The 15075-nt window shown below is 30.2% G+C and carries 9 protein-coding genes and 1 pseudogene; 6 read left to right on the top strand and 4 right to left on the bottom strand.

What is annotated here, in order from left to right; translation table 11 throughout:
- Positions 1–1218 carry a site-specific integrase gene (locus K8354_RS16895; RefSeq protein WP_223443560.1) on the bottom strand — a complete coding sequence of 406 codons (1218 nt, stop codon included), beginning with the start codon at positions 1216–1218 and terminating at the stop codon, positions 1–3.
- Between the two features lie 181 nt (positions 1219–1399).
- Between K8354_RS16895 and K8354_RS16890 the strand changes: the two are divergent.
- Positions 1400–2123 (top strand): annotated as a pseudogene (locus tag K8354_RS16890) (IS1595 family transposase); the annotation flags it as partial.
- A gap of 35 nt (positions 2124–2158) precedes the next feature.
- Here K8354_RS16890 and K8354_RS16885 read toward each other — a convergent pair.
- On the bottom strand, positions 2159–2518 hold the full coding sequence (locus tag K8354_RS16885) for a YraN family protein (protein WP_223443557.1): 360 nt from the start codon (positions 2516–2518) through the stop codon (positions 2159–2161).
- Positions 2519–2673: 155 nt separating this feature from the next.
- On the opposite strand from K8354_RS16885, the gene K8354_RS16880 reads away from it, so the two are divergent.
- Positions 2674–3360 carry a hypothetical protein gene (locus tag K8354_RS16880; protein ID WP_223443555.1) on the top strand — a complete coding sequence of 229 codons (687 nt, stop codon included), beginning with the start codon at positions 2674–2676 and terminating at the stop codon, positions 3358–3360.
- On the opposite strand, the gene K8354_RS16875 is transcribed toward K8354_RS16880, so the two are convergent.
- A complete protein-coding gene (locus K8354_RS16875) occupies positions 3344–4312 on the bottom strand; it encodes a S66 peptidase family protein (protein ID WP_223443552.1) in 969 nt (322 codons plus the stop codon). The genes K8354_RS16880 and K8354_RS16875 overlap by 17 nt on opposite strands.
- Positions 4313–4466: 154 nt before the next feature.
- Positions 4467–7196: a class I SAM-dependent DNA methyltransferase gene (locus K8354_RS16870; protein WP_223443548.1), complete on the bottom strand. Its 2730-nt coding sequence runs from the start codon at positions 7194–7196 to the stop codon at positions 4467–4469.
- A gap of 388 nt (positions 7197–7584) precedes the next feature.
- Here K8354_RS16870 and K8354_RS16865 point away from each other — a divergent pair, with 388 nt between their 5' ends.
- The 4 genes from K8354_RS16865 (at position 7585) to K8354_RS16850 (ending at position 15010) form a co-directional block, all read left to right on the top strand.
- Positions 7585–8184 (top strand): Uma2 family endonuclease, encoded by a 600-nt coding sequence (locus K8354_RS16865; protein ID WP_223443533.1) that lies wholly within the window; start codon positions 7585–7587, stop codon positions 8182–8184.
- A 19-nt stretch (positions 8185–8203) separates the two neighbouring features.
- Positions 8204–8803 (top strand): Uma2 family endonuclease, encoded by a 600-nt coding sequence (locus tag K8354_RS16860; RefSeq protein WP_223443529.1) that lies wholly within the window; start codon positions 8204–8206, stop codon positions 8801–8803.
- 392 nt (positions 8804–9195) lie between these two features.
- Positions 9196–11280, top strand: coding sequence for a methionine--tRNA ligase (gene metG, locus K8354_RS16855; protein ID WP_302850532.1), 2085 nt, complete (start codon positions 9196–9198; stop codon positions 11278–11280).
- A gap of 49 nt (positions 11281–11329) precedes the next feature.
- Positions 11330–15010 (top strand): DEAD/DEAH box helicase, encoded by a 3681-nt coding sequence (locus K8354_RS16850; protein WP_223443512.1) that lies wholly within the window; start codon positions 11330–11332, stop codon positions 15008–15010.
- Positions 15011–15075: the final 65 nt, after the last annotated feature.

Below are 15075 nucleotides of genomic sequence, written 5' to 3'. Positions count from 1 at the left end.
CTAATTAATATATTTATCCACTGCATTATCTAACTCACTGCTAATAATTTTTGCATACACTTGTGTAATACCAATATCAGAATGGTCCATAAGTTTAGAAACGTGTTCTATTCGCATACCATTATTTAATGCCCGAGTAGCAAATGTATGTCTGCTTATATGGAATGATAAACTGAAAGGTAACTCTAATTTCTTACCCATTTTTTTAAGATACAAATAGCTTAAAGCAATTGCTCTTCCCGTTAGTAAACTTCTGTGTTCTTTGTCTGTAAAATAAACATCATCAATATTTGCAAAAGGAAAAATAATATCCTCTTGCTTCTGGTCTTTGTGCCTGTAATTTTCTAAAATATCTATTGCCTTTTGACCTATTTTAACACTATGCTGTCTACCTGTTTTTCTAATAATCTTAGTTATTCTGCCCGCATTTTTATCATAATTTTTCCATTTTAATTCTATCACATCACCAAACCTTAAACCACCTGCAAAAACGGAAAAGATAAACATATCTTTTATAATCTGTGCTTTGTATTGGTTAGAAACTTCTAAATCCATAAAACTTTGAAACTGTTCAGCATTCAAATAACACCTTTTACTCTTTTCTTTTTTTACTGCGAACTTATTGAAAGGAAATAAATCTATCGGTATTAAATCCTCTCTCTGCGCTTCCTTAAACATTATATTCATAATCTTTAAAGAGAAATTTATTGTTGTATTACTATTACCTAATTTAGAGCTGCAATAGGATGCATAATCCTTTAGGGTTGTTACTGTAATATCTTCAAACATCAAATCACTATGACCAACAAAATTTTCAAATTTCTTTAAGTAGGTTTTATATGCTCTGTAAGTTGAAAACGCTAAAGTGTCTTTTTGCTTCTCGCAGCGATTATACGAATATTTAAAGAAATTTGTTAAAGGTTTCCCTTTTATAGCCTCTTTTAATTTTCTTGCTGATGTAGATAGGTTTCTCCTTTCTAAATCTGCTATTTCTCCTTTTGCATCTGCAACCTTTTGAGATATGTAAGCATTTAATCTTGCAGAATTACTGTGATTCTTCTTTACTTTTTGCTTATCTTCATCCCATTCATTTGGCTTTAATTTTAGGCTTAACGAAATGAATTTAGTTTTGCGGTCTTTGATAACTCTTAAATAAAGAGGAGCTTCTCCTGCCTTATCTATCTTGTTATTTCTTAAAATTAGTTTTATTGAAGACATAAAGTACTGGTTTTAAAGGTGTGCAAAGCGATGCAACCGAGTACTAAGGTACAACAAAGGGTACAACAAAGCAAGCGTTTTATCGCATTTTGTTGCACTTTTCTACTTTAATGAAATATATAAAGTACTGTAAATAAAGGGTTTTAGTGAAATTAAGAGTAAAAGAATGCAATATCTATACAACACGCTGTTTCATAAAGTGAAGTTTGGTTTACTGAAAGCCTTTTTTATGTGTTTTGAAATGTCAACCACCACAAAAAGTTTATCAGCCAGCTACATGGGAGTTCGTTTTGGAGTTACTGAAAAAACAGCAAGATTATTTATGCATAAAGTTAGAGAAGCAATGAAATCTAGTAAAAATCATCCTATGAAAGGAACGGTTCATATTGATGAATTTGTGATTGGAGGAAAGGAAAAAGATTTGATATTAAGAGGAGAAACGTAGTTTCGGTTAAGAAAAAGATTGTAACGCAGCAGATTTAACGGATAAGGGTAAAATTAAAAGAATGAATGCTCTGAAAATTGATAATTATTCAGCTAAAGAATTAAAAACAATATTTGATAAACACATTGATAGACACATTGATAGACACATTGATAAAAACGCAAAAATAACCACAGATAAGTGGAGAGGTTATCGTCCTTTAATTGAAGAGTATAATATTACTCCAATAGAAAGTAATCAAGGAAAGAATTTTATAGCAATACACACGATGATTCATCAGGTAAAATCATGGATAAGAACTACCTATTCATCAGTAAGCGATTTTAACATCGAAAGATCTCTTGATGAGTTTTGTTATCGAATTAATCGCTCAAATAGCAAAAAGAATATTTTTAATAATTTGATAATAAGAATGGCGAAAGCTGAAAAAATATATCAAAGTAAAATTATAGGTTCCTAACTACTGACCTCAAATAAATAATATTTAGAGAAGCTTTAAAAATGCAAAAAAGCATCTTTTAAGTGATCTATTTTTGTTTCGTTTTTTTGATGAATAATAGCAATAATATCAAAACGAACCTCTACGTCTAAATCGCGTTGCACCACATAATAATCTACAGCAGAAAGTAATAGTTTTATTTTTTTGGGAGTGATAAAATCTTGAGGATCTCCAAAATAATCTGTGGAACGTGTTTTTACTTCAACAACAGCTAAAACCGCTCCTTTTTTCGCAATAATATCTACTTCTGCTTTTAAATATCGATAGTTTTTTTCTAAGATTTTATACTCGTTTTTAATTAAAAAGTCGATAGCTAATTTTTCTCCTTTTTTACCAAGTTCATTGTGATCTGCCATAAATTAGTTGTCCATTGTTGATAAGGAATATCTTTGATTACTTGAAATTACTGTCATTATAAAGTAGTAATGTACAAATAAACCATTAATTGAACAGAAGATAACTATAACATATTTTTTTGAACTCTTAAAAGCGGAATCTTTATATTTGTTACATGACGCAAACCACCTTAATTTGTTTATTTAAATACAAAGGTTTTAAAAATAAATGGCATGCTTTTGCCAGAATGGGTAGACCTCCAATTTCTTTGAAGAAAACAAACGGATTAACGTTTTTTAAGCCACTAGGCACCGGCAGCGGTAACGGATTTTCTATAAAACCCGATTTTTCTACTTTTGGTTTTGTTGCTGTTTTTGAAACAGAAGAGCACGCTAAAGAGTTCACCGTTTCCGATACTTTAGCGCAATACAAAAAAACATCAACTAACTTTAGTATTGTGTTTATGAAAACCATTAAAAGTCATGGGGAATGGAGTCAACAAAATCCGTTTAAAAGCAGTATCTCACTTGATAAAAGCAAACCTTTAGCCGTCATTACAAGGGCCACTATCAAACCTAAATTAGCTTATCAATTTTGGAAAAACGTGCCCGCTGTTTCCAAATCTATGGATGGTTATAAAGAATTAGTATATTCTAAAGGTATTGGAGAGTTTCCGTTATTAATGCAAGCTACTTTTTCAATTTGGTCTTCCGCTGATGCAATGTTTAATTATGCCTATAGCAATCCAAAACATGCAGAAATGGTTAAAAAAACTAGGGAACTCAATTGGTATTCTGAAGAATTATTTGCGCGTTTTGAACCTTATTATACCGAAGGAAATTTGATTAATACATTTCTTTAAAATGAACTGAATATTGTTTATTATTGATTTCGATACGTATATTTTTTCCAAAAATCAAAGCTCGATTATCTGCTTCATGACCTGCAGGAAAATGGAATAAAACAGGAATGTTTTCTGGAATAGCTTCTAAAATTAACTGCTCAATAGAACTTCCCCATGCTGTAGAATTCTTTTTGATTAAAGACATATTTCCTATAAGTACAGCATTTACTTTTGTGAAATATCCTGCGCGTTTTAAACTCTGTAGCATTCTATCAATCGAATATTTGTACTCGCCAATTTCTTCAATAAATAGAATCTTATTTTTAGTATTTAGTTGACTTTCTGAACCTAACATCGATGCTAAAATTGCTAAGTTTCCACCAATAATTTGTCCATGTATTTCTTTGGATGCTAAAGTTCTATTGTCTGTTGATGACGGAATTGTATATGAAATTTCTTCGCCAAAAAGCACTTTTTTAAAACTGGCAATTGTTTCTACAATCGTCTCTGGTTCTTCTTCTAAACTTGTTGGCATCATTGCATGCAAAGTTTCGAAACCTAAATTGTGAATATGGTTGTGAAACGCTGTAATATCAGAATACCCGATAACCCATTTCGGGTTTTGTTTAAACGTTGTAAAATCTAACAAATCTAAAATTCTAACAGAACCGTAACCTCCTCTTGCCGACCAAATTGCTTTGATATTTGGATTGTCTAAAGCCTCTTGAAAATCTTGACAACGTTCCTGATCGGTTCCAGAAAAATGATTATTTTGATTGTACAAATTCTTTCCTAAAACTACTTTTAAACCCCAACTTTCTGCCAATTTTTGCGCTCTTTGAATGGTTGCTTGTCTGCCTTTTAAAATTCCGGCAGGAGCCACAATGGCAATCGTATCGCCAGCTTTTAAATAAGTAGGCTGTATTAATTTAACCTGTTTTAATTGAGCAGATGATAACGTAAAACTCATCAGAAATAAAAATAAAACGGACAATCTATGCATAACTATTTTTTTGAAGTAATTACAAGAATCTAATAATTGTAAATGTATAAATTTCAAACGAGTTTTAAAGGTTTTCTGGTTGTACTTACCATGTTCCTTTACAAATAAGAATCCTTTTTTTCTATTTCTTTTTTTTGGTTTTCTTCTCGGTTAACAAAGGCGCTGTGTATTGATTGTACAAATCAAACAAAAACTCTACACGTGTGCTTTCATTTATAAAAGCTTGGGGTCTGTAACATAAATCTACTGCTTTGTCTAACGCTTGATGTGCCTTCGCTAATTTTGGAGGCATTGATAATTGATGATACAAATCTGCCAAACTACTTTCTGGAAATTCTGCTCGTACATCTAATACTTTTTGCGCTTTTTCTTCAACTTTCTTTTTGTTCTTTTCACTTATTTCTTTTGGCCAAGGGTAATTATTATACACTAAATCTTTAGAATATCTGAAATCACTTTTTAAACGACCACAAGTGTATTTTACCCAAGCCATATGTATTTCAGACATTAGCATTCCAAAATGATACATTTCTGCATTTGGCATTATGAGATTACTATTTGTTGAAATTGTATCTTTATCAATAAACCCCATTGGAATATATTTTCTATTTTCTGATGAAACCACAGGGATTACAAGGCACCTATCAGGATTGTTTGTTTCTCTAAATTGAGTTGGTGTAAGGTGCTGCATACCTTTATCTGTACTCTTTAATCTATCTAATCTGACTTGGTTAATACGTTCCATTACAAATGGCATACTTCTCAACTCATTTGGTGGACAGTCAATTAACCAAAGGCAATATCTCTTTTTGCTATTGATAAATTCACTTGCACCTATCAACTTTTTTATCCATTGTTTTGCTTTTGGTTCGTTCTCTAATAAAAAGGGTAAGTCTTTTTCTTCAACAATCAAACCTTTGCTTTTTGCATAATAATTACCCTTAATTATATATGGTGCATCACATATAGGTTTCCTGTTTTTTCCTATTAATATATTTTCGGAATCGACTAAATATGCATTAATGTTTTTTACTTTAAGAATTTGAGCATCTCCTTTAATATCTTCATAGTCAAAAATTACTTTATTAGAAGTATTATAATTGGCAAATCCAACAATTACACAATAAACAGCTGCATTACCTTTAGCTTCATTGTTCCATTTAAAAGTTCTATGAGCAAAATGAATTACAATACCATATTTTTTTTGTAGTAAACCCCAAAGTAAGCTTGTTTGTTCTCCTTGAACAATAGAATTAGTAGAAACAAAAGCAGCTTTAATATTTGTGTTTAAGATATATTTTGAAGCTAAGATGTACCATCCTACAACATAATCTAGAGTTCCTCCACCAGATTTATTTTCAAATAATTTCACTATTTGATTTCTCTGTTCTTTCTTCATTATATTAGAACCTATGAAGGGTGGATTACCAATTATATAAGATAATTGGTCTTTAGGAACTAATTCATTCCAATCAACTTCAAGAGCATCAGCATGCAAAATTTTAGCCGCTTTTTTTAATGGTAAACGCGCAAAATACTGTCCGAACTCCTCACTTACGAGCATGTTCATTTGGTGGTCTATCAACCACATAGCAACTTCGGCTATTTTTGCTGCAAATTCGTCATACTCAATTCCGTAAAATTGGTCTACATCTAACCAAAGAATAGAGGAAACATCTAAAACTTGTTCTCCTTTTTTAAAGAGTTCTCGCAAAACTTCAATTTCTAACAAACGTAATTCTCTGTAGGTAATAATTAAAAAATTACCACTACCACACGCCGGATCTAGAAATTTTAATTTTGAAAGTTTATAATGAAATTCTTTTAGCTTCTTTGAGTTTGATTTTACTTTTTCGAATTCGGCTCTTAACTCATCAAGAAAAAGCGGTTTAATCAGTTTAAAAATATTCTTTTCTGAAGTATAATGTGCACCTAAATTTCTTCGTTCTTCAGGGTTCATAACACTTTGAAAAAGCGAACCAAAAATTGCAGGCGATATTTTACCCCAATCTAAAGCACAAGCCTCAAACAAAATGCCTCGCATTTTAGAATTGAAAGAGGCAATAGGTAAAGTCTCTTCAAACAACTTACCATTTACATACGGAAATTGATTTAAATGCTCGTCTAGGTTTTTAAATCGTTTTTCTTTTGGTGTATTTAAAACTTGAAAAAATTGCGCCATTAAGGCTCCCAGATCACTGCCATCTTCATTTGTTTTTTGGTATAAAAATTCTTTAAAGATATCTTTCTCAAAAATACTGGTATCGTCTGCAAACAAAATAAAAAGCAACCGAACTAAATACACTTCTAAATGATGCCCTTCATAACCAAACGCTTCGAGCTGATCATGCAATTTACCCATTAATTCTGCTGCCTTTATATTTACCGGATCTTCTTCTTGAAAGATTCTTTTTTGATACCCTGCTATAAAGCCAAACAGTTTTACATTATTATACAATTCTGAAACAAGAAATTCGTGTTCAGTACCTTCATCAAGGTCAAAAAGTTTGATTTTGTCAAAATCAGAAACTAAAATGTATTTGGGCAGTTCGTGTTCTTTAAGTCCAGGAAAATAATCGGTTGCTTGTTCAAAAGCTTTGTCTAAACTTTTTCCTTTCGATTTATGTTCAACAAGCAGCGTTCCTTTCCAAAAAAGGTCAATAAAACCTTGATTTCCGCTTAATTTTTTAACAGGTTCCTCAAAAGTGGCAACACGCCTGCGTGATATTCCGAAAACATTAAAAAAGTCATTCCAAAAACTATCTTTTTCGGCGCGTTCTTTTGATTCTTCTGCCCATTCAATTGAGAATTTTAAGGCTCGGTCTTTTATTTCGTTCCAGCTTAATGCCATTTGTTTTGTTTCTTTTTTTAGTTCAATTTTTTTAAAGTACTAAAGTAGCTTATTATTCTTTTATTCTTTCGTTTGAAAGTTAAAATTGCTGTTTTGAAGCGGTGCGGAATTTTAGCGCTTGTAAATTGAGCGTTGGCAAAATAGCATCTACATGAAATAATAAAAACTATTAAACCCTTTTTTATGTTTATCTGTTCGATGTAATTTGATAAATGGCTTGAACTTAGAACTACCTAATTTATTATTTGTGAAAAGCTATTTTGATACATAGAAATTATTATCAACATTATTATTTTTTCATTTCAATTTGTAAAATCAAAAGCAGTAAACTAATCTTTATTTTGTGGCTATCTTAATAAATTGTATTTTGTATCAAAAAATAATCAATATGAAAAATTCTGTTGAAGAACCAATTTTAGATTACGGAAAAGTATATACCTACGCAGATTATTTAAAATGGCGTTTTAAAGAACGTGTTGAAATTATAAAAGGTAAAGTTTTTAAAATGTCTCCTGCTCCTGCAAGAATTCATCAACGCACTTCGAGTGAATTAAGTAGAATTTTTCTGAATTTTTTCTATAAATCTGAATGCAAAGTTTATATCGCTCCTTTTGATGTTCGTTTGGTTGATAAAAAGAAAAACTCAATTAAAGACGAAGACATCATTACCGTTTTTCAACCTGATTTATCTGTAATTTGTGATAAAAATAAGTTAGATAAACGAGGCTGTATTGGTGCACCCGATTTAATTATTGAAATTTTATCTCCCAGTAATTCTAACAGAGAAATGAAAAACAAATACGAATTATATGAAGAAAATGGTGTACAAGAATATTGGATTGTAGACTATGTTTACAAAACCATACATCGTTATGTTTTAAAAGACGATATTTATATAGGTTTAAAGCCATTGATTGCAGAAGAAACTGCAACAAGTTATATTTTTCCTGAATTAAGTTTTTTGGTTGGTGAAATTTTTGAAGAGTAATTTTATAAAAACAAAAGCTATGAAAAATTCTGTTGAAGAACCAATTTTAGATTACGGAAAAGTATATACCTACGCAGATTATTTAAAATGGCGTTTTAAAGAACGTGTTGAAATTATAAAAGGTAAAGTTTTTAAAATGTCTCCTGCTCCTGCAAGAAACCATCAATTTACCTCAAGAGAATTAGGAAGAATATTTGTTAATTTTTTTCATAAAACAACATGTGAAGTCTATATTGCTCCTTTTGATGTTCGTTTGGTTGATAAAAAGAAAAACTCTACAAAAGACGAAGACATCATTACCGTTTTTCAACCTGATTTATGTGTAATTTGTGATAAAAATAAATTAGATAAACTAGGCTGTATTGGTGCACCAGATTTAATTATTGAAATTTTATCTCCCAGTAATTCTAACAGAGAAATGAAAAATAAATACGAATTATATGAAGAAAATGGTGTAAAAGAATATTGGATTGTAGACTATGTTTACAAAACCATACATCGTTATGTTTTAAAAGACGATATCTATATAGGCCTAAAGCCATTGATTGCAGAAGAAACTGCAACAAGTTATATTTTTCCTGAATTAAGTTTTTTAGTTGGCGAAATTTTTGAAGAGTAGCTAAAACTTATTTTTTACCTTCATATACTTTATACCAACCTAAACCAAAAGTTAAACCAATACCAACATAGGTTCTTCTTGCAATATTTGCGTATAATTTAAAACCTTTAAATCGTCCAAAACTTGTTGGTTTCCCAACAGGAATTAACCCATATAAAATTCTAAATCTTTGTTCTTATCTTTTAAACCTAAATCTGCAAAAAAAATAGAGTTGGCTTTTTTATGAATAGAACCTTATTTTTCTTGCCCAATGATTGATAAGCATAGCATCAAAAAAAGCATAAAAAGTAACGTATTTTTAAGCAATCTTTTTTATGAAATGTGCGTATCTTGAATAACTAAACAAAATTGATTTTTTGTACTTTTGCACTTTTAAATCAATCAAACATAAAATCAAGGAAAATTCAATGAATACTCCAAAAAGATATACAATTACAGCAGCTTTACCCTATACAAACGGCCCTATTCATATTGGTCATTTAGCAGGTGTTTATGTACCTGCAGATATTTACGCACGTTATTTACGTTTAAAAGGTAAAGATGTTGCCTACATTTCTGGTTCTGATGAGCACGGTGTTGCCATACCCATGAGAGCTAAAAAAGAAGGGGTTTCTCCGCAAGCTATTATTGATAAGTACCACGGAATTATCAAAAAATCTTTTGAAGATTTCGGAATTTCTTTTGATAATTATTCAAGAACTTCAGCCGAAATTCACCATCAAACTGCCTCTGATTTTTTTACAAAATTATATGAAAATGGAGATTTTATAGAAGAAGTATCCGCACAATTGTATGACGCCGAAGCAAATCAATTTTTGGCAGACCGCTTTGTTGTAGGAACTTGTCCGAAATGTGGCTTCGAAGAAAGCTATGGAGATCAATGTGAAAATTGTGGAACTTCTCATAATGCCACAGATTTAATCAACCCAAAATCTGCAATTACGGGCAATGTACCCACTGTTAAAGAAACAAAACACTGGTTTTTACCTTTAGACAAACACGAAGATTTTTTACGTGAATGGATTTTAGAAGGGCATAAAAAAGATTGGAAACCCAATGTATACGGACAAGTAAAAAGTTGGATTGATGATGGTTTGCGACCGAGAGCTGTAACCAGAGATTTAGACTGGGGCATTCCTGTTCCGCTAAAAGATGCCGAAGGAAAAGTGTTGTATGTTTGGTTTGATGCACCAATTGGCTATATTTCATCAACGAAAGAATGGGCAGCAAAAACAGGAAAAAACTGGGAAGATTATTGGAAAAAAGAGGACACGAAATTGGTGCATTTTATTGGGAAAGATAATATTGTTTTCCATTGTATTATTTTTCCGAGTATGCTAAAAGCACACGGCGATTATATTTTACCAGAGAATGTACCTGCTAATGAATTCTTGAATTTAGAAGGGAATAAGTTATCGACTTCTAAAAATTGGGCGGTTTGGTTGCATGAATATTTAGAAGAATTTCCAAATCAGCAAGATGTGCTGCGGTATACCTTAACGGCAAATGCGCCAGAAAGTAAAGACAACGACTTTACGTGGAAAGATTTCCAAGCCAAAAACAACAACGAATTGGTGGCTATTTTCGGTAATTTTATAAATCGTGTTTTGGTATTAACCAATAAATATTATTCAGGAATCGTGCCAACGCCAAATGACTTTACAGAAACAGATGAAGATGTGCTGGCGGCAATGAACGATTTTCCGGCAATTATTGGAAAATCAATTGAAAGATATCGTTTTAGAGAAGCGAGTCAGGAATTGATGAATTTAGCTAGACTTGGTAACAAGTATTTAGCCGATGAAGAACCTTGGAAAGTGATTAAGGTTGATGAAGAACGTGTAAAAACAATTATGTTTGTTGCTTTGCAAATTTCTGCAGCTTTAGCAGTAGTTTCAGAACCTTTTTTACCTTTTACTTCTCAAAAATTAAAAAATAACATCAATATCCTTTTCTGTAAAAAAGAAAAGTGTTTACACTGGGATGATGTCTCTACAAAAGAAACATTGCTACAACCCGGTCATCAAATAAACAAAGCAGCATTATTGTTTTCTAAAATTGAAGACAAAACCATAGAAGCTCAAATTGAAAAATTACAAGCTACTAAAATTGCCAATGAGCAAGAAAATAAAGTAGTTTCACCACAAAAAGAAACCATCGATTTTGAAGATTTCACAAAATTGGATATCCGAATTGGTACTATTTTAGAGGCAGAAAAAGTAGCGAAAACAAAGAAGCTTTTAAAACTTAAAGTTGATGTTGGTATGGATGTTAGAACCATTGTATCGGGCATTGCAGAAAGTTTTTCTCCCGAAGAAATTATTGGGCAGCAAGTTTCTGTTTTGGTGAATTTAGCTCCAAGAAAAATACGTGGTGTAGAAAGCAATGGAATGATTTTAATGACAGATACTCCTGATGGAAAATTGGCATTTGTAGCACCAGAAAAAGCGATTAAAAATGGGCAGGAGATTAGTTAATTTTGAACTAATATCAATTGCAAAAATCAAAAAAAAAAAAGGGTTCTCTATGATAGAACAAATTATTGATCAACTAAAAAAATACATTAACGAATACTCAACTTTTAACATACAAAAGCGAGCAAATTCTGTATTTGTAAATTTAGAAATTGAAGACGGAAATACATTCTTATTTTCCTACTGGGGATCTGAAATGAAACCTTATAATATAGATGTTTCTATTGGTGATAAAATTGTTACAAGTTGCTCTTGTCCTTATGATTATGGAAATCTTTGCAAGCATGAAGTAGCGGCATTAAATTATATAATTGAAGAAAAAAAAACTATTGTAATTCAAAAAGATTTATTTGGTAATCAAATTTCAAGAAAACAAAATCCATCAGAAATATATCTCGAAAACCATCGCATCACTAATCAATTAATTGAAAATTTAGCGAAATCTATAAGTAGGCATATTAGTAGTTATCTATCTGTTATTGAAGAGGTAAGTGAAAATAAAGTAAAAACACTTCATAGAGATTGGCCCTTTACCCAACAAGAAATTACATATAATCCGGATAAAAAAATATTAAATGTAAAGTGTTCTTGTAAACCTACTAAGAAAGGGTATTGCCATCATATTTTAGCCAGTTTAGAAATAATAAAAGAAAATTTTAATGAAGATTTTTTTAATCCCAATTATTTAGAAAATCATAAAACGGAGTTTTTAAAAGATTACGGACTTACGCTAGAAGATGACTATCAGAAATATTTTGAATTTAAATTTAACAAAAAAGGAATCGTAGTAGAAGAAAAAATTAAAAACCTTTTTCCTTCTACACATGTTTTTTCTGAGCAAGTATTAAAAGGGTTAAATGATAAATTACATAATTCTCTTACCATTTTAGAAGATAAAAATGATGAAAATAAAGTTGCAACTTATGGCTTAGGTTTTTGTTTCGAATTGTATAAAGAACAAAATATAAACTTTTTAGATTTTATTATATTTAGTGGCAAGTACAGAAAAAACACAACAGAACTTATCTCTTCGTTTAAAGAATTAATTAATTTCGATATCATATCAAAAATTGTAAATTATTCAGAAAAGGAAAAACAAATTATCATAAATGGATTAGTAATTAAAAATACCAATAGGATATTCAATCAAAAATCATCCATAAAGGAATTTAGAAAAACATATTTTAAACTTAATGAGTTTATTCTTAGTAATGCTGATGCACATTCTTTTTTCCTTAAAAAAATAGCGAGTACTTCCTTAATAAGAAAAAATATAGAAAAACTTTCATTTTCTGATGAAAAAGCAAATCTATATTTTACTTTAACAAAAAACACGGATTTTTATACGTTAAAACCAAAGATAAAAATTCAAGGAAAAGGGTATGCACCAACTTCTAAGCAAATTTTAATATCTCCTTTTTTTTGCATCAAAGAAAATGTTGTTTATTTTTTTAATTCGCCAAAAGACTTTTTGTATTTGCAACGTTTTGGTTACCAAAGTGAAATGAATTTCCTTAAAAATAAGTACGAAACACTTCATAAAGAAGTTATTCTGCCACTTTCAAAACATTTTGTAGTAGAAACTAAAATTTTTAAGATCCAAAAATTACCCAAAGAAACCGAACTAAAAAAACAGGTTTATGTGTCTGATTTTGAAGGCGATTATGTTGTTTTTAAAACAGGAGTTCAATACAACAACACACTTATTTTAACAAACAGTCACGAAAAATTTTATGATGAACAAACAAAACAGTTTGTTAAAAGAGATGAAGTTTTTGAAAGTGATTTTGTAGAAGAATTTCAAGATTTACACCCAGATTTTCAATTTCAAGATGATGTGTTTTATTTATCTCCCTACCAACTAGTAGAAGACGAGTGGCTTTTAAAAACATCACAAAAACTAAAAGATAAAAACATTGCAATTTTTGGGGCAAAAGATTTAAAATCATTCAAATTTAATTTGCATAAACCCATAGTTTCTATGGGTGTAAAATCTAGCATAGACTGGTTTGATGTTGCTGTTGAAATTAAATACGGTAAAGAAAAAGTATCGTTAAAAGATATTAAAAAAGCGTTATTAAAAAAGAGCAAATACATTCAGTTAAAAGATGGTACTTTAGGAATGTTACCTAAAAAGTGGTTGGATAAATTTTCAAAATACTTTAAAGTAGGTGAGGTTAAAAACGATGCTATAAAAATATCTAACTATCAATTTAATATTATTGATGAATTATTTGAAGATCTAGAAAATACACCAGAATTTTTACTTGATTTACAACGCAAGAAAATACAATTACAAAATTTAAAAAATATTACCTCAGTAAAATTGCCTAGAACAGTAAAAGCAACTTTACGCCCCTATCAAAAAGAAGGTTTAAATTGGTTGGTGTTTTTGTTTGATAACAAGTTAGGAGGTTGTTTAGCAGATGACATGGGTTTGGGTAAAACGCTACAAACTATCGCCTTATTAGCCTACTTAAAAGCTAATAAAAAAGCAAAAAACCCATGTTTAATAGTTGCTCCTACTTCATTAATGTTTAATTGGGAAAAGGAAATCGAAAAATTCTGTCCCTCTTTAAAAACCTTATTATACATAGGTTCTGAAAGACAAAAACACCTTGTAAATTTTAAAAAATACGATGTTATTTTAACCACTTATGGCTCTGTTTTAAATGATGTTACTTTGTTAAAAGAAATAGATTTTGAATATATAATTTTAGATGAAAGTCAAGCGATAAAAAACCCAAATTCTAAAAGATATAAAGCAGTTCGTTTGTTAAAATCTAATAACAGATTAGCATTAACGGGTACACCAATAGAAAATAATACATTTGATTTATATGCACAAATGAACTTTTTAAATCCTGGTTTATTAGGCACAATGGCACATTTTAAAACAGAATTTTCGGATGCTATAGACAAAGCTAAAAACGAAAATGCCTCGGAGTTATTACACCAAATTATTCATCCGTTTTTGTTAAGAAGAACAAAACTACAAGTTGCTACAGATTTACCAGAAAAAACAGAGAATGTTTTATACTGCGAAATGGGGAAAGAACAACGTAAAGTGTATGATGCCTTTAAAGAAAAATTTAGAACGTATTTATTAGATAAAATTGATGAAAATGGCGCTGAAAAATCTCAAATATATGTATTAGAAGGGTTAACTAAGCTAAGGCAAATTTGTAACTCACCAGCATTATTAAATGATGATGAAGATTATGGAAGTGCTTCTATAAAATTAGACATATTGTTAGAAAATATTAAAACCAAAACAACAAATAACAAAGTGTTGGTTTTTTCTCAATTTACTACAATGTTACATTTAATTAAGGAGCGTTTAGAAAGTGAAAATATTCAATATGAATATTTAGATGGTAAAACGAGAAAGCGAGAAGAAAATGTAAAGAATTTTCAAGAAAACGAATCAATAAAAGTGTTTTTAATTAGCTTAAAAGCTGGTGGTGTTGGGTTAAATTTAACAGCCGCTGAATATGTATTTTTAGTAGATCCTTGGTGGAATCCTGCTGTAGAAAATCAGGCAATAGATCGTTGTTATAGAATAGGACAAACCAAAAAAGTAATGGCATATAGAATGATTTGTAAAGACACCATAGAAGAAAAAATTGTTGATTTACAAGAAAATAAAATACAAGTATCAGATAGTATTATTAAAGTTGATACTATGAAAAAATCATTCGACAAAAACCAAATAAAAGCGTTATTTTCCTAAGAGTTCATCTCACTTTAAAAGGTATTGATGGTTATTTTGAAAAATAATGTGCGCATTGGTCGTGA

It is taken from the genome of Polaribacter litorisediminis (assembly GCF_019968605.1).
GTDB classification, from domain to species: domain Bacteria; phylum Bacteroidota; class Bacteroidia; order Flavobacteriales; family Flavobacteriaceae; genus Polaribacter; species Polaribacter litorisediminis.
This window is presented reverse-complemented; position numbering and strand designations above follow the sequence as displayed.

What these genes read in the sequence shown, in the direction of transcription:
- K8354_RS16895 (WP_223443560.1), bottom strand. Translation starts at nt 1,218, where the DNA reads ATGTCTTCAATAAAACTAATTTTAAGAAATAACAAGATAGATAAGGCA.
- K8354_RS16885 (WP_223443557.1), bottom strand. Translation starts at nt 2,518, where the DNA reads ATGGCAGATCACAATGAACTTGGTAAAAAAGGAGAAAAATTAGCTATC.
- K8354_RS16880 (WP_223443555.1), top strand. Translation starts at nt 2,674, where the DNA reads ATGACGCAAACCACCTTAATTTGTTTATTTAAATACAAAGGTTTTAAA.
- K8354_RS16875 (WP_223443552.1), bottom strand. Translation starts at nt 4,312, where the DNA reads ATGAGTTTTACGTTATCATCTGCTCAATTAAAACAGGTTAAATTAATA.
- K8354_RS16870 (WP_223443548.1), bottom strand. Translation starts at nt 7,196, where the DNA reads ATGGCATTAAGCTGGAACGAAATAAAAGACCGAGCCTTAAAATTCTCA.
- K8354_RS16865 (WP_223443533.1), top strand. Translation starts at nt 7,585, where the DNA reads ATGAAAAATTCTGTTGAAGAACCAATTTTAGATTACGGAAAAGTATAT.
- K8354_RS16860 (WP_223443529.1), top strand. Translation starts at nt 8,204, where the DNA reads ATGAAAAATTCTGTTGAAGAACCAATTTTAGATTACGGAAAAGTATAT.
- K8354_RS16850 (WP_223443512.1), top strand. Translation starts at nt 11,330, where the DNA reads ATGATAGAACAAATTATTGATCAACTAAAAAAATACATTAACGAATAC.